The sequence below is a fragment of the Actinosynnema sp. NPDC059797 genome, from assembly GCF_042732085.1.
GTDB lineage: Bacteria > Actinomycetota > Actinomycetes > Mycobacteriales > Pseudonocardiaceae > Actinosynnema.
Window position 1 is genome coordinate 1 of the sequence record NZ_JBHWIE010000166.1, and the last position, 16,255, is coordinate 16,255.

Annotated in this window: 10 protein-coding genes; 7 read left to right on the forward strand and 3 right to left on the reverse strand. The window is 76.3% G+C overall.

Translation table 11 applies throughout. From position 1 onward, the window contains the following. Both ACFV4N_RS27970 and ACFV4N_RS27975 read right to left on the reverse strand, forming a co-directional pair. Positions 1-431 (reverse strand): serine/threonine-protein kinase (locus tag ACFV4N_RS27970; protein ID WP_499675585.1); only part of this gene is annotated, 431 nt, incomplete at its 3' end. 259 nt (positions 432-690) lie between these two features. Further along, the gene (locus ACFV4N_RS27975; RefSeq protein ID WP_499675586.1) at positions 691-1,992 is read right to left on the reverse strand and encodes a CoA transferase; all 1,302 of its coding nucleotides are present in this window, start codon (positions 1,990-1,992) and stop codon (positions 691-693) included. A gap of 85 nt (positions 1,993-2,077) precedes the next feature. Here ACFV4N_RS27975 and ACFV4N_RS27980 point away from each other — a divergent pair, with 85 nt between their 5' ends. From ACFV4N_RS27980 to ACFV4N_RS28005, 6 genes are all read left to right on the forward strand, one after another. Then, positions 2,078-5,839, forward strand: a complete 3,762-nt coding sequence (locus tag ACFV4N_RS27980; protein ID WP_499675587.1) for a DUF4132 domain-containing protein — start codon at positions 2,078-2,080, stop codon at positions 5,837-5,839. Between the two features lie 65 nt (positions 5,840-5,904). Further along, positions 5,905-6,981 (forward strand): ATP-binding protein, encoded by a 1,077-nt coding sequence (locus ACFV4N_RS27985; protein ID WP_499675588.1) that lies wholly within the window; start codon positions 5,905-5,907, stop codon positions 6,979-6,981. Next, positions 6,939-9,305 (forward strand): DUF5682 family protein, encoded by a 2,367-nt coding sequence (locus ACFV4N_RS27990; protein ID WP_499675589.1) that lies wholly within the window; start codon positions 6,939-6,941, stop codon positions 9,303-9,305. The genes ACFV4N_RS27985 and ACFV4N_RS27990 overlap by 43 nt, the downstream gene beginning before the upstream one ends. Beyond that, positions 9,302-10,405 (forward strand): VWA domain-containing protein, encoded by a 1,104-nt coding sequence (locus ACFV4N_RS27995; protein WP_499675590.1) that lies wholly within the window; start codon positions 9,302-9,304, stop codon positions 10,403-10,405. Before ACFV4N_RS27990 ends, ACFV4N_RS27995 begins: the two co-directional genes overlap by 4 nt. Positions 10,406-10,424: 19 nt before the next feature. Continuing rightward, positions 10,425-12,296, forward strand: coding sequence for a YehQ family protein (locus tag ACFV4N_RS28000; RefSeq protein WP_499675591.1), 1,872 nt, complete (start codon positions 10,425-10,427; stop codon positions 12,294-12,296). Between the two features lie 181 nt (positions 12,297-12,477). Then, positions 12,478-13,647 carry a cytochrome P450 gene (locus ACFV4N_RS28005; protein ID WP_499675592.1) on the forward strand — a complete coding sequence of 390 codons (1,170 nt, stop codon included), beginning with the start codon at positions 12,478-12,480 and terminating at the stop codon, positions 13,645-13,647. Here ACFV4N_RS28005 and ACFV4N_RS28010 read toward each other — a convergent pair. After that, on the reverse strand, positions 13,614-14,477 hold the full coding sequence (locus ACFV4N_RS28010; protein WP_499675593.1) for a helix-turn-helix transcriptional regulator: 864 nt from the start codon (positions 14,475-14,477) through the stop codon (positions 13,614-13,616). The genes ACFV4N_RS28005 and ACFV4N_RS28010 overlap by 34 nt on opposite strands. Positions 14,478-14,623: 146 nt before the next feature. On the opposite strand from ACFV4N_RS28010, the gene ACFV4N_RS28015 reads away from it, so the two are divergent. Then, positions 14,624-15,694: a saccharopine dehydrogenase NADP-binding domain-containing protein gene (locus tag ACFV4N_RS28015; protein WP_499675594.1), complete on the forward strand. Its 1,071-nt coding sequence runs from the start codon at positions 14,624-14,626 to the stop codon at positions 15,692-15,694. The last annotated feature ends 561 nt before the right edge of the window (positions 15,695-16,255 follow it).

The following is a 16,255-nucleotide window of genomic DNA, read 5'->3' on the forward strand; positions in this document are numbered from 1 at the left end:
TTGCCGGGCTTCACGTCGCGGTGCACGACCCCGGCCGCGTGCGCGGCGGCCAACCCGGCGGCCAGCTGGCCGCCGATCCGCACCACCTCGTCGGGCGGCAGCGTGCCGCGCTCGGACAGCACGGCGGCCAGGCTCCGCGACGGCAGGTATTCCATGATCAGCCACGGGTGGCCGTCGTGCTCGATGACGTCGTACAGCGCGATCACGTTGGGGTGCTGCAACCGGGCCGCGATCCGCCCCTCGCGGACGGCGCGGTCGATCGACTCCTGGTCGAACCCGGCCCGGGACAGCAGCTCCTTCACCGCCACGACGCGGCGCAGGCGCGTGTCCTCGGCGCGCCACACCACGCCCATCCCGCCCGAGCCGATCCGCTCGGTCAGCCGGTACCGGCCTGCGATCGTGCGGTCCTCCACCGGTGCTCCCAACGTCATGCGCACGTTCGTCGCCAGGGTTACCCGATCAGGTGATCATTCGAACGTGCGTGTCAGTCCTAGCACTTCCGGCGGCCCCCGTCCGCACACCACGCGGGCGCGTCGCGAGCCAGGCCGACCGGGACCCGGGCGCCCCGGGACCGACCCCGCCGCCGCAGGAATGCGAGAACCCCTTCCCCGCGACCACCCGCCGATCCGAATCAACACCCCGGAACGCGGACCCGCGGCCCCGTCGGCTGCGCGCCCGCGGGTGCCCCCGCTACCGCCAGCGGGGTTCGTCGGAGCCCCAGCGGGAGGGGCCGCGGTCCCACGTGGTCGGCGCGCCCGCGTAGGCCACGGGGGGCAGGGCGTGGCGCAGCGGCCCGTACGGGGACGGGGTCGTGGTGAGCCACCGCCCCGGGTCGTGCCCGCCCTCGGGCGCGGACGCGCGGACGTCGTGCAGCAGCCAGGACGCGGTGCCCGCCAGCGACAGCCGCACGTGCCGCCCGCCCGGTTCGGCCAGCCCCCGCAGCACGGCCGCCGCGAGCAGGTAGCCGGTGCCGTGGTCGAGCGCCTGGGCCGGGAGCACGCCCGGTGCGCCGTCGACGCCCTCCACCGCGGCGATGCCGGTGGCCGCCTGCACGAGGCTGTCGAACCCGCGCCGCGCCGCCCACCCGCTCTCGTCGCCCCAGGCCGACAGCTGGGCCACGACCAGGTCCGGCCGCCGGTCCAGCAGCGCGCCGGGCGCCAGGCCGTGCCGGTCCAGCGCGCCGGGCCGGTAGCCGGTGACCACGACGTCGGCCTCGGCGAGCACGGCGTCGAACGCGCCCCGGTCGGCCGGGTCGTCCAGGTCCAGCAGCGTCGAGCGCTTGCCGAGGCCGGTGTCGGCGTGCGCGTCGGGGTCCTCGGGCAGCCGGGGGCTGTCCACCCGCAGCACGTCCGCGCCCAGGAACGCGAGCACGCGGGTGGCGACCGGCCCGGCGATCACCCTGGTCAGGTCCAGGACGCGGACGCCGTCCGCCGGGCGGTCCGCCGGGGGCAGCGCGCGCCGGTCGCCGGTGGTGCGCCGGACCCGCACCAGGGGGCGCCGGGCGGGGTCGGGCGCGGTCGCCACCGCCACGGCCAGCGCGCCGGCCGCGAACGCGGTCTCCTGCACCTCCAGGGCCTGCCGCGTCGCCAGCTCGCGCGCCAGGGCCTCGCGGTCGTCGGGGACGCCGAGCGCGCCCAGCAGCCGTTCGCGGTGGTGCGGGTAGTTGGCGTGCGTGCGCACCCAGCCGTCGGCCGTGCGCCAGAAACCGGACAGCGGCGCGAACGTCGCACCGGCCCGACCGTCGACCAGCAGGTGCCGTTCGCTGGTGAACGCGACCGCCACCGCGCCCTCGTCCACCACCACGTCCGGCACGGGCCCGCCGTTGCGCAGCGCCAGCAGCTCGGCCGCCGCGAGCGAGCACGCCCCGACCGCCGCGCGCGCCGCGTCCCGCACCGGCAGCCGGGCGGGCAGCACGTCGCCCGCGCCCCGGTAGGCCACCTCCCCCGCGGTGCCGCCGAGTTCCGCCCACACCCGTCCGGTGACCTCGTCCACGGAACCAGTGTGCTCGGTGGAACGTCGGGATTGTCGGACCTCCGGCGTAGGGTCCGCCACAGTTCGGTCGAGCAGGAGGTCTGACGTGCGCAGGTGGGAACTCGTCGAGGGCGGGTCCGCGAAGTTCTGGGAGGTGTCCCGGGACGGGTCGGTGGTGACCGTCCGGTTCGGGCGGTTGGGTTCGGCGGGCCAGCAGAAGGCCACCGAGCTGTCCTCCGAGGACACCGCGACCGCGCACGTGGCGAAGCTGGTGGCGCAGAAGGAGAAGAAGGGTTACCGCGAGGTGACCGGCACGGCCACCACCTCCGCCGCGACCGCCGCCCCCGGCACGGCCTCCACACCTGGCTCCGCCACCACCACCCCGGCTCCCACCGCCGGCCCCACCGCCACCAACCCGGCCCTCACCACCGGCTCCGCCACCACCAGTCCGGCCTCCACGCCCGGCTCCACCACCAGCCCGGCCTCCACACCCGGCTCCACCACCCCCGGCCCGGCCCCCACGCCCGACTCAACCGCCACCCCCGATCCATCCACCTCCCCCGGCTCCCCCAACGCCCGGCCCGAGGTCGGCGACCTGCCCGACGAATCGGTCTTCGCGCTGCCGCGCAAGTGGTGGCGGTACGTCCACCCCAGGCGCGGCGGGCACGTGCGGCGCGACGTGAAGCCCGACCCCGGCGCGGTGGAGGTGGTGCGCGCGGCGCTCACCTCGTTCCCGGCCAAGTCGGCGCTGGCGCTGGACAACCCCGCCGGCGAACTCGCGCTCGCCGACGCCGCGCGGTCCTGCCTGGCCGGCGAGGTCACGCCGCTGGGCGCGGGCGTGGTGGCGCGGCTCATCGAATCCGAGGGCATCCCGCAGTCCCAGGTGCTGGCCAAGCTCGCCGACGCGTGGGTGGTCGAGCACGGCCTGGCGTTCGCGGTGCGGGCGGCGCTGGAGGCGAGCCGGGTGCGGGTGCACTGGCGCAGCTCCGGTCGCCAGGAGACGCCGCGCGAGCTGCACTTCGCCCAGCCGCGGCAGGGGCGGCACTGGGACTACTCCCACGGCGTCGTCGCCGCGCGGGTGCGGGAACTCGTCGCGGTCGCGGGCGACGAGGTCGACGCGGCGCTGGAGTCCGTCGTGGACGATTACCTCGACGACCCGGTGGCCCGGTTCACCGCCGCCTACCTGGCGCCCCACCGGCACGACGTGGTGGAGCGGGTGTGCGCCGAGGTCGAGGCGAGCGGCGCGGTCGACGACTGGATCTCGCTGGTGTACGCGCTGAACACGCCCGAGCAGCTGGACAAGGCCCTGGCCAGCGACCCGGTGCGGTGGCGGCTGATGAGGCCCGACGTGCTGCACACGGTGGTCGACGGCGTCGGCCCGGCCGTGGCCCCGGTGCTGGCCACCGTGCTCGACGGCGACCCTGGCGCGGACTTCCGCAAGGCGCTGCTGGAGGTCTTCGCGGAACTGCCCACCGACGAGGCGTTCGGCGAGCTGGTGAAGCGGCTGGACGGCAAGGGCGTCCAGGCCGCCGTGCTGGAGATGTCCCGCCGGTACCCGGTGCGGGCGCTGCGCCTGCTGGCCGGCGCGCCCGGCGACACCGCCCGCCTGCTGTTCCGGGCCCACCTCCAGCGCCACCCCGACCTGCCCGAGCGGGTGGAGCTGACCGACGCGCAGCGGGCCGCGGTCGAGCGGGTCCGCGAGGAGGACGGGCGGCGGGTGGAGGCATCGGCCGAGGGCCTGCCCGAGCTGCTGGTGTCCCCGCCGTGGACGGGCGAGCGCACCACCGTGCGGCCGGTCGTGGTCAAGGGCCTCGTGGCGCCCGACCTGCGGGCGGTCGAGTGGGCCGAGGGCGAACGGGAGTCGTGGCTGGCGGAAGGCAAGGCCCGCTACTCCCGGCGGGAGTCGGGCGACTGGGCGCGGATCGCCGAGGAGTTCCTCGCCGGCAGGCTGCACTGGTTCGGGCGGATGGCGCTGATGTTCAACGGGCCCGAGGAGGTGGTGCGCCCGGTGCTCGCGCGGTGGCAGCCGGTCGAGTCGTGGGAGTCGGAGAGCATCGCCAAGGTCATGGCCGCGCGGTTCGAGGTCGACGCGCTCGACAAGGTGGCGCAGATCGCGGCGCGCGGGTACTCGACGAGCACGGCCGAGCTGGTCCAGCCGCTGGTGTCGCCGGGGATCGCCGCGGTGGTGGCGGACTGGCTGGTGCGGTTGAAGTCCGCGCGCCCGGCCGCGGTGGCGTGGGTGCGCCGCCACCCGTCCGCGGCGGCCCGGCTGCTGCTGCCCGCCGCCGTCGGCCCCGCCGGCCCGGCCCGGCACGCGGCGGAGTCGGTGCTGCGGCTCGTGCCCGACGAGGCCCGGGAGGCGGCGCGCGAGCGGGGGCCGGAGGCGGAGCGCGCGGTCGGTCAGCTGCTGTCGGCGGACCCGCTGACCGTGCTGCCGGCGAAGCTGCCCGTGCCGGGCTCCTGGGCGGACCCGGCCGTGCTGCCGCAGGTGATCGCGAGGGAGACCGGCCTGGCGCTGCCGCTCGAGTCCGTGCGCCACCTGCTGACCGTGCTCGCGCTGTCCAAGCCGGACGAGCCGTACGCGGGCGTCGCCGTGGTCAAGGAGACCTGCGAGCCCGCGTCCCTGGCGCACTTCGGGCGGGAGCTGTTCCGGCTGTGGACGGCCGTCGGCGCGCCCGCCAAGGACTCCTGGGCGCTGACCGCGCAGGGGGTGCTCGGCGACGACGACACGGTGCGGCTGCTGGTGCCGCTGATCCGGGCGTGGCCGGGCGAGTCCCAGCACGCCAGGGCCGTCGCGGGCCTGGACGTGCTGGCCGCGATCGGCACCGACCTGGCGCTGGTGTCGCTGAACGGCATCGCGCGGAAGGCGAAGTTCAAGGGCCTCAAGCAGCGGGCGCAGGAGAAGGTCGCGGCGGTGGCCGAGCAGCTGGGGCTGACCGCCGAGCAGCTGGCCGACCGGCTGGTGCCCGACTTCGGCCTGGACGACGCGGCGACGCTGGTGGTCGACTACGGGCCGCGCCGGTTCACGGTCGGGTTCGACGAGCAGCTCAAGCCGTACGTGCTGGACGAGGACGGCAAGCGGCGCAAGGACCTGCCCAAGCCGGGTGTGAAGGACGACGCGAAGGCGGAGGCCGAGCACAAGCGGTTCGCGGCGCTGAAGAAGGACGTGCGGACCGTGGCCGCCGACCAGATCGACCGGCTGGAGCTGGCGATGGTGATGGGCCGCCGGTGGAGCGCGGCGGAGTTCCGCGACCTGCTCGCGGGCCACCCGCTGCTGTGGCACATCGTGCGGCGGCTGGTGTGGGTGACCGACGGCGGCGCGTCGTTCCGCGTCGCCGAGGACCGCACGTTCGCCGACTCGTCCGACGACGCCTTCGAGCTGCCCGACGACGCCCGGGTCGGCGTGGCGCACCCGCTGCACCTCGGCGACGAGCTGGCCGCGTGGTCGGAGGTGTTCGCGGACTACGAGATCCTCCAGCCGTTCCCGCAGCTCGGCCGGCCGGTGCACGCGCTCGGCGAGCGGGAGCGGGAGGCTCGGCGGCTGGAGCGCTTCGAGGGCTCGGTCGTCCCGGTGGGCAGGCTGCTGGGCCTGACCAAGCGGAGCTGGGAGCGGGGCCAACCGCAGGACGCGGGCGTCGAGCCCTGGATCCTCCGGCCCCTGCCGGGCGGCGCGGCGGTCGTGGTCAACCTGGACCCCGGCATCGCCGTCGGCATCCCGCACGAGTTCCCGGAGCAGAAGCTCACCGAGATCTGGGTGGACGGCTCCGGCCGCGGCGACTGGCGGCCCCGGGGCGACCTGGCGTTCGGCGAGCTGGACGCCGTGACCGCCTCCGAGCTGCTGGCCGAGTTCACCGCCCTGACCAGTTGACCGCCCTGACCAGTTGACCGCCCTGACCAGTTGACCGCCCCGTCCCACGACCAGGAGTGCCCGAGATGACCGACCCGCGGCTCCAGCGCCCGCCCGCCGAGGTGCGGTTCGCCGACGAGCTGGCCCGCCTCCGCGAGGACGACCCGGCTCCCCGACCGCCCGGCTGGGCGCTGAGCATGTCCGCCGCGCGGCGGTTCGTGCTCGGCGACGAGCGGGCCGGGATCAGCCGGAAGTTCGTCGGCGACCCGTCGCTGGTCGACCGGTCCCTGGTCACGCTCGCCACCAGCCGGGGCCTGATGCTGGTCGGCGAGCCGGGCACCGCGAAATCGCTGCTGTCCGAGCTGATCGCGGCGGCGGTGAGCGGCGAGTCGACGCTGACCATCCAGGGCGGCGCGGCCACCACCGAGGACCAGATCAAGTACTCGTGGAACTACGCGCTGCTGGTGTCGGAGGGCCCGTCGCGGCGGTCGCTGGTGCCCGCGCCGGTGCTGCGGGGCATGGCCGAGGGCAAGGTGGTGCGGTTCGAGGAGATCACCCGCTGCCCGCTGGAGGTCCAGGACAGCCTGCTGTCGCTGCTGTCCGAGCGGGTCGTCGCGATCCCCGAGCTGCCCGGCCCGGACGGCATGGTGTTCGCCCGCGACGGGTTCACCGTGATCGCCACCGCCAACACCCGCGACCGGGGCGTCAACGAGATGAGCGCGGCGCTCAAGCGGCGGTTCAACTTCGAGACGGTGTTCCCGATCGCGGACTTCCGCACCGAGCTGGAGCTGGTCGAGCAGGAGGCGACCCGCCTGCTGGAGCGGTCCGGGGTCGGCGTGCCGCCGCGCCGGGACGTGCTGGAGGTGCTGGTCCGCACGTTCCGCGACCTGCGCGGCGCGGGGCAGTCGGCGGACCGGCTGTCGACCGTGATGAGCACCGCCGAGGCGGTGTCCGTGGCGCACGCGGTCGGCCTGCGCGGCTGGTACCTGCGCGGTGAGCCGGGGACGCCCGAGGACGTGGTGGAGTGCCTGGCCGGCACGGCGGCGAAGGACAACGCCGACGACCTGGCCCGGCTGCGCCGCTACCTGGAGCAGCAGGTGCCGCGCCGCACCGGGGAGCAGTGGCGGGCGCTGCACCGGGCGCGCCACCTGCTGCCGGGCTGATGGGCGCGGTCTTCGTCGGCGTGCGCCACCACAGCCCGGCGTGCGCGCGGCTGGTCCGCGAGACCATCGCGGCGCTGCGGCCGGCGCACGTGCTGGTGGAGGGCCCGGCGGACGTGAACCACCGGCTCGACGAGCTGCTGCTCGGCCACGAGCTGCCGGTCGCGATCTTCACCCACCACCGCGACGGGCAGCGCTCGCACGCCTCGTGGACGCCGTTCTGCGACCACTCGCCGGAGTGGGTGGCGCTCACCGAGGGCCGCGAGGTCGGTGCGCGGGTGTCGTTCATCGACCTGCCCGCGTGGCACCCGGCGTTCGCCGAGCGCGGCAACCGGTACGCCGACGCCGAGCTGCGGTACGCGGAGGTCGTGGACCGGCTGTGCCGCGAGTTCGCCGTGGACAACGTGGACGCGCTGTGGGACCACCTGGTGGAGGTCGCCGACCCCGCCGGGCTGGCCGAGCGGCTGACCGCGTACTTCGACCTGGTGCGCGGCGACACCGAGGCGGGCGACGCCGACGCGGAGCGCGAGGCGCACATGGCCGCGTGGGTGCGGGCGGCGGTGGCCGACGCGGGCGACCGGCCGGTGGTCGTGGTGACCGGCGGGTTCCACACCCCCGCGCTGCGCGCCCTCGCCTCCGTTCCCGGCGGGGACCGCGGGTGGCCCGAGGTGCCCGCTCCCCCACCGGGCTCGACGGGGGCGAGCTACCTGGTGCCGTACTCGCACCGGAGGCTGGACGCCTTCACCGGCTACGAGTCGGGGATGCCGTCGCCCGCCTACTACGACCGGCTGTGGACCGACGGCCCGGAGGGCGCGGCGAGCGCGCTGGTCGAGTCGGTCGTGACGCGGCTGCGGGCGCGGCGGCAGCCGGTGTCGACCGCCGACCTGATCGCCGCCCGCGCCCAGGCCGAGGGCCTGGCCAGGTTGCGCGGGCACGAGCACCCGGCCCGGGTCGACGTGCTCGACGGCCTGGTCAGCGCCCTCGTGTCGGAGGACCTGCCGCAGCCGCCGCCGTGGTCGGTGCGCGGCGCACTGGCCCCCGGCACGCACCCCGCCCTGGTCGAGATCGTGGCGGCGCTGAGCGGCGACCGGGTTGGCCGGCTGCACCCGGCGACCCCGACGCCACCGCTGGTCACGGACGTCGCGGCGGAACTGGCGCGCCTCGGCCTCGACGGCGGCGGGCCGCTCGACCTGGGCCTCACCGACCCGCGCGACCTGGAGCGCAGCCGGGTCCTGCACCGGCTGCGCGTGCTCGGCGTGCCGGGCTTCCGCCGCCGCTCCGGGCCGTCCGGCGGCGGCGGCGGTGGTGTCGCCGAGGAGCGCTGGGAACCGGTCCCGGACGACGACCACCGGCTGTCCGCGCTGGTGGAGGCCGCGGCGCACGGGGCGACGCTCGCCGAGGCCGCCGGCGCGGTGCTGCGCGACCGGGTGCCGGGCGCGGACGTCGGCGCGCTGGCCTGGGTGCTGTTCGACGCGGCGCTGTGCGGGATCGACGAGGTGTCGGGCCGGGTCACGGCCGCCCTGGCGCGGGGCGTGGCCGCGGCGGGCGCGCTCGAACCGCTGGGCGGCGTGCTGACCGACGTGCTGGGCCTGTGGCGGCACGACTGGCTGCTGGGCACGGCGGGCAGCCCGGTGCTCGCCGAGGTGCTGGACGCCGCGGTGGACCGGGTGCTGTGGCTGGCGGAGGGGGTGCGCGGCGGCCCCGCGCCGGCCGAGCCGGGTCGGCTGCGGGCGCTGGTCGGGGCCCGTGACGCCCTCGTGCACGCGGCGGACGTGCTGACCGCGGACCGCGCGCGGGCGGTGGACGTGATGCGACGGGTGGCGGCGGCTCCCGACGCGCCGCCCGACCTGCGGGGCGCGGCGCTCGGGTTCGCCTGGTCGCTGGGTGGTGGGGTGGCGGCGGACGCGGGCGATGCGGGTCCGGCGGACGGCGGCGGGGCGACGGGGACGACCGGTGCGACCGGCGTGGCCGGTGCGGTGCGCGGCATGGCGGCTCCGGCCGTCCTCGGCGACTGGCTGGCGGGGCTGTTCGCGCTCGCCCGGCAGGAGGTCGTCTCGGACGGGTCCGTGGTCGGCGTGCTGGACGAGGTCGTCGGCGAACTGTCCGAAGAGGACTTCCTGGTGGCGCTCCCCGCGCTGCGGCAGGCGTTCGCGCACTTCCCGCCCTCCGAACGGGAGGTGATCGCGTCGGCGCTGCTCGCCCGGCGCGGCGCGCCGGGGTCCGCGCGGGCGCTGGTGCGGACGCCGGTGGACCCGCTGCTCGTCGCCGAGGCGCGGGCGTTGGAGGAGAAGGTGGACCGGGTGCTCGTGCGGGAGGGTCTGGCGTGAACGACCTGGAGCGGTGGCGGTTGATCCTCGGCGAACCCGCGTCGCGGGCGACCGGGCCGCTGTCCGGCGAGGCGGCGCGGCGGGACGCGGCCCTGGAGTGGCTGTACGGGCGCGACCCGGGCCTGGCCGAGCGCGGCGTGCGCAAGGGCGGCTCCGGCGACTCCGTGCTGACCACGGTGGACTGGCTGGACGACGTGCACCGGCTGTTCCCGAAGGAGACCGTGGAGCGGCTGGAGCGGGACGCGGTCGAGCGCTACGACATCACCGACGTGGTGACCGACCCGGCGGTGCTGGAGCGGATCGAGCCGAACGCGGCGCTGCTGCGCGCCGTGCTGCGGACCAAGCACCTGATGAACCCCGAGGTGCTCGCGCTGGCCCGGCGCATCGTGGCCGCCGTGGTGCGGGAGCTGGTGCGCAAGCTGGCCACGGAGGTGCGGCGGTCGTTCACCGGGACCCGGTCGCGGCGGCCGAGCAACCTCAAGCTCGCCCGGGACTTCGACTTCCGCGGCACGATCCGCGCGAACCTCGCCCACTACCAGCCCGAGCACCGGCGGCTGCTGATCGAGCGGCCCCGGTTCACCTCGCGCACGCGGCGGCACGTCGACCGGTGGCAGTTGGTGCTCGTGGTGGACCAGTCGGGCTCGATGGCCGGCTCGGTGATCCACTCGGCGGTCACCGCGTCGTGCCTGTGGGGCCTGCCGGGGCTGAAGACCCACCTGATCGCGTTCGACACCAACGTCGTCGACCTCACCTCCGACGTCACCGACCCGGTGGAGCTGCTGATGAAGGTGCAGCTCGGCGGCGGCACGGACATCGCCCGCGCGGTCGACTACGCCGCCGGCCTGGTGGAGAACCCGAGGCGGGCGATCATCGCCGTGGTCACCGACTTCTTCGAGGGCGGCGACGCGAACCGGCTGGTGCGGACCGTGCGCGGCCTGGTCGGGCAGGGCACCCGGGTGCTGGGGCTGGCGGCGCTGGACGAGGACGCGAACCCGGTCTACGACCGCGACCTCGCGCAGCGGCTGGCGAACGAGGGCGCGCACGTGGGCGCGATGACACCCGGTCAGCTCGCGGAGTTCGTCGCGGAGAGGATGGGCTGATGCACCCCGGGAGGGCGGCGTGACGCGCGCGGACCTGCTGTCGCTGACCACCGACGCGTTGGCGGCGCTCGCCAACCGCGGCCTGGTGAAGCGGGCGGCCAAGGAGTTGGACGCGGGCGCGGGACCGGCGCTGGAGGTCGATGGCGGCACCGTGGCGGGCCGGTTCGCCGACGGCGTGGTGGCGACGCTGCCGCCGGGCGCCGGCCTGGAGCGGGCGGCCTGCACGTGCGGCGCGCCGGGCGTGTGCCGGCACCGCGTGGCGGTCGTGCTCGCCTACCAGCGGCAGCACGGGGAAGAGGCGGCTTTCACGCCGTGGTCGCCGGGCGACATCGGCGACGACCGGTTGCGGGGGCTGCTGGGCGAGCGGGTGCTGACCGCGGCCCGCCGGCTGCGCGCGTCGGGCGTGCCCGTGCGGCTGCGCCGCCCCACCGCGGCCGACCCGGTGGCGACGGCCGAGCTGCCGTCGTGCACGGTGCGGTTCCTGGTGCCCGGCGAACTCGGGTACGCGCACACCGACGCCGCCGCCGCGCGCGACCAGTGGACGGTGCTGGCCGTGTGGGCGTTCCGCGAGGCGGACGAGCGGGGCCTGGTCGACGACGTGGTGCGGTTCGACCTGGGCGGGCAGGAGGCGGACGGTGGTCTCGGCGCGGTGCCGGACCTGGCCTCCGCGCTGCTGCTGGACGGCGCGGCCACCGCGGGCCCGGTGTTCGAGGCGGCGTTGGAGCGGGCCCGCGCCGACCTGGCCGCGGCCCGCCTGCACTGGCCCGCGCTGGCCGTCGGTGAGCTGGTCGACCAGTTGCGGGCGTACCGGGGGCGCAGCGCGCACCACGACCCGGCGCGGGTGGCCGACCTGATCACCGAGCTGCACGCCCGGAGCCGGGCCGCGGGCCCGCGGTCGCAGGTGCTCGGCGTGGAGGAGCCCGCCGAGACGCCGCTGCGCCGGGTCCGGCTGACGTCCCTGGGCTGCCGCGTGCGCGCGACGCCCGAGGACCGCACGGCCGAGCTGTTCTTCGCCGACGGCGGCACGGTGCTGGTGCTGCGGCACCGGTGGCCGGTCGCCGAGGGCGAGTCCCCGACGGGCCACGACCTGGCGGGGCGGCGGGTGCGCGGCACGGCCCTGGCCGTCCTGGCGGCGTCGACCGTGGTGTCCGAGTCCGCGAGCCGCAGCGCGGGCCGCCTGGTGCGGGTGTCGGGCCGCGCGTCGAGCACGTCGGTCACGCCGCTGGGCGGCGCGTGGGAGGCGCTGCCCGCCGACCTCGTGGTCCGCGACTTCGCCGCCGCCGCGCGCGAGTGGGACGCCCTGCCGCCGCGCGTGGTGCGGCCCCGCGTGGCCGCCGAGTTGGTGCGGGTGGTCCGGGTCGCCGAGGTGGGGCGGATCGCCTACCACCCGGGCGCGCAGCGGCTCGACGCCGTGGTGGTCGACGGTTCCGGCGTCCCGGCGTCGATCTCCGCGACCCACCGGGCCCACTGCCCCGCGGCCCTGGACGCCCTGGCCCGGGCCCTGCCGAGGGCCACCCACGTGAGCGGCGAGATCAGGCGGTCGAGGGGCGGCCTCGTGGTGGACCCGATCGCGGTCCTCACCCCGGACGGCCTGGTCGTGCCGGACCTTGCCACGGGCACGACCCCGCTGGTCCCGGGCGACGCGCCGCCCCCGGACCCGCTGACGTCCACTGTGGACTCCGCGCTGTCGCTGTGCGCCGAGGCGGCCCACCGGGGGCTGCGCCACCTGCCACCACCCCTGCTCGACCGCGTCCGCCGCGCGGCGGACGACCTGCGCCGCACCGGCCTGGCGACGGCGGGCGACCTGGTGGCCGCGTTCGCCGACGACCCGACCCCGGACACCTGGCACCGCGCCCACCTGAGGCTGGTGGTCACCGCCGAACGCCGCTGAGGCCGACCGGGAGGCCGTGTTCGCCGCGCCGGGAACCGCGTGACCCCGCAGGATCCGCAGGTCTCGCAGGACCCCGCAGGTCTCGCAGGACCCCGCAGGTCTCGCAGGACCCCGCAGGTCTCGCGGGGCAGTCCCGCCCGGCCCCTGCTCGCGAAGCCCGCCCGCGGCTAAGGTCGATCACGTGGACTACCCGCTCCCGCGCCGCCCCGGGTTCGACCCGCCCGCCGAGTTCGCCGCGCTCCGCGACACCGCGCCGGTGTGCCCGGTGTCGTTGCGGCACGGGCAGGAAGCCCTGCTGATCACCCGGTACGACGACGTGCGCGCGGTCCTGCGCGACCACGGGCGGTTCAGCTCCGACCCCGCCCGGCCGGGTTTCCCGCAACTGCGCCCCGTGGTGGACCGCGAGGCCGCGCCGGGCAGCTTCCTGGTCATCGACCCGCCCGCGCACACCCGGTACCGGAAGCTGCTGACCGGCGAGTTCACCGTGCGGCGGATGAACGAGCTGCGCCCGCACGTCGAGCGGATCACGCGGGAGCGCCTCGACGCGCTGCTCGCCGGCCCGCGCCCCGCCGACCTGGTGGCCGGGTTCGCGCTGCCGGTGCCGTCGGACGTGATCTGCCTGCTGCTCGGCGTGCCGGTCGCGGACCAGGAGTTCTTCTCCACGCGCAGCCGGGCCCACCTGGACCGGTCGTTGACCGCCGAGCAGGTGCGGACCGCGCTGGACGAGCTGCACGCCTACCTGGAGGACCTGATCCGGGCCCGGCGCGCGGAGCCGACCGACGACCTGGTGGGCCGGCTGGTGGCGGACCCCTCGCTGACCGTCGGGGAAGCGGTCGGCATGACCGTGCTGCTGCTGGTCGGCGGGCACGAGACCACGGCGAACTCGATCGCGCTGTCCGTGCTGGCGCTCCTGCGGGACCGGGCGCAGTGGGAGGCGCTGGTCGCCGACCCCGACCTGGTGGACGACGCGGTCGAGGAGCTGCTGCGCTACCTCAGCCCCGTGCACCACGGCGTGGTGCGGGCCGTGGCGGGCGACGCGCTGGTGGGCGGCTGCCCGGTCGAGGCGGGCCGGGGCGTCATCGCCTCGCTGTTCGCCGCGAACCGCGACCCCGCCGCGTTCCCCGACCCGGACCGGCTGGACCTGCGGCGGTCGGCGAAGTCCCACCTGGCGTTCGGCAGCGGGGTGCACCAGTGCATCGGCCACCTGCTGGCGCGGCTGGAGATGCGGGTCGCGCTGCGGGCGCTGGTGACCGAGCTGCCCGGGTTGCGCCTGGCCGTGCCGTTCGAGGAGGTCCCGTTCAGGTTCGACGCCCCGATCTACGGCCTGCGGTCGCTGCCGGTGACCTGGTAGCTCATCCTGAGCAGCCGCAACGAGTGGTGCGACGGGGTGTCGGGCGCCGCGCTGTAGGTGATCAGCCGGTGGCCGCTGCCGTCGAGCAGCTCGGAGGTCTCCATCTCCAGCGTCAGCTCGCCGACCTCGGGGTGGCTCAGGCGGCGCGTGCCGAACGGGTGACTGGCCACCGGGTGCGCGGCCCACAGCGCGGCGAAGTCCTCGCTGCGCATGGTCAGCTCGCCGATCAGCTCGGCCAGCTCCCGGTCGCCGTCGTGGCGGGTGGCGGCGATCCGCAGGGCCGCCACCGTGCACGACGCGCTGATCCCCCAGTCCGGGTGGAGGGCGGCGTGGTGCGGGTCGAGGAACAGCATCCGGGTCAGGTTGGGCCGCTCGTCGGGCCGGTTCGGCGCGTCCGGGTCGAGGTGCCCGGCGAGCAGCAGGTGGCCCAGCGCGTTCCAGGCCAGGACCTCACCCCGGGTGCCGATGACCAGGGCGGCCACGTCCGGCATCGCCTCGATCAGCCGCCGCGTCGCGGGGCGGGCGGTGGCCGGGAGCGCGGGGCGGTGGCGTGGCGCGGGTTCCGGCCGGGCGAGCCGGTGCAGGTAGGCGCGCTCGTCCGGGGTCAGCCGCAGCGCGTCGGACAGCGCCTCGACGACCGACCACGACGCCTGGTGGCTCTGCCCCTGCTCCAGGCGCGTGTAGTAGGTGGCGCTGACGCCCGCGAGCTGCGCCAGCTCCTCGCGGCGCAGGCCGGGCACGCGACGCGCGCCGTACGAGCGGATGCCCGCGTCCTCGGGCGTCAGCCGGCCGCGCCGGGTGCGCAGGAAGTCGCCGAGTGTCGTGCTCATGCCCGCCATCCTGCCCCGGTCGCCGGGCACCCTGCCTGACCCTGCGAGTGCCAGGCAGCCGGTGCCCACCCACGGCGGGGTGTGGCCGGTCCGCGCGCCGGGCGGTGGACTCGCCGTCGAGGTCTTCGGTTCGAGGAGGGGGCGACGTGCGGATCGCGGTGTACGGGGCGAGCGGGTTCACCGGTGGCCTGGTGGCGGCGGAGCTGGACCGGCGGGGTGTCGAGGTGGTGGCGGTGGGGCGGCGCGGGCCCGTGGTGGCCGCGCTGGACGACCCGGGCGCGCTGGAGGCGGCGTTCCGGGGGTGCGACGTGGTGGTCAGCGCGGTGGCGCCGTTCGCGGTGCACGGCGAACCCGTGCTGCGGGCGGCCGTCGCGGCGGGGTGCCACTACGTGGACACCACGGGCGAGCAGTGGTTCGTCAAGCGGGTGTTCGACGGGTTCTCCGGCGCGGCGGCCGAGGCGGGGGTGGCGGTGGTGCCCGCCGCGACCGACGACGGCGTGCCCGGTGACCTGGTCGCGCACCTGGTCGCCCGCGAGTTGGACCGGGTGGACGTGCTGACGGTGGCCGACCTGCGCTCGGCGTCGGGGTCGGCGTCACGCGGCACGGCCCGGTCGATGGCGGCCGCGGGCGCGCTGCTGACCGACGGGGCGCTGCACTACGAGCGGGGCGAGTGGCGCACGGGGTTGGAGGTCGACGGCACGGGCTTGGCGGACTTCGGTCTGTCGGGTTCCGTTCCGGCTCCGGCGGGTTTTGGTCTGACGGGTCCCGATCCGGCTCCGACGGGCCTTGGTCTGGTGGGCTCCGATCCGGCTCCGGCGGGCTTCGGTCTGGTGGGTTTCGGCCTGCCCGGCGCGATCACGGTGCCCCGTCATGTGGCGGCGCGGCGCGTGCAGGGCGTGGTGCCGGAGGACGTGGCCGGTGCGTTCACCTCGCTCACCTCGGAGGTGGCCGAGGCCCTGTCCCCCGTGGTCGACCTGGAGGAGCGTCGGGCGGACGAGTGGCGGATGGCGGTGTTCGCGACCTCTCCGGGCGGTCACCGGGCGCAGGGCGCGGTGTGGGGCACGGACCCCTACGGCACCACGGCGCGCGTGGCGGCGGAGATGGCGCTACACCTGGCGAAGGGCGACGTGCGGCCGGGTGTCCTGGCAGCCGCGCAGGCCGTGCCCGCCGAGGACTTCCTCGACCGGTTGGGCCTGCGGTGGGAGGTCAGGCGGTGACCGGTGCCGGCAGATCGCCGAAAGCGTCCTCGCCCACGATCGGCACGCCGTGGCCGCGGGCCTTCTCCGGGGGGTCGGCCTCGCGGAGGTGTGGGCGGATGGCGCTCGGTCGGAGGCTGCGTTGAGGGCCGAGGTTCGTGCTGCTTGTGTGGCGCAGCTCCGGGTGTTCGACGTGGTGTGAGGTGGCTATGGGGGTGGGGTGTGCGGTGGGGCGGGATGTGAGGTGGGAGGTGGATCGCGAGGTGGGGGTGGTGCGTGAGGTGGGGGGTGGACGGCGGGTGGTTCGGGCGCTCCGTTCATGATTTAACCGATGTTCGGTAACGCCGTTTCCGTACATCTTCCGGTGATGTTCACCTGATCGTGTAGGTCACCGTCAAGGGTGCGCGGGTCGGTGGCTTGATCTTAGTGAAAGTCCTGGTGGGTGCCACTCGCGGGCACGGGGCGGCGGGCCCGGGCCCCCCCGGGGGGCCGGGCCGCCCCCCCCCCCCCACAAAACACCGCGTTAAACGGCCGCGCAAAAACCCGCCCCCCGGGGGGAAACAGATAGCCCGGGTATGACCC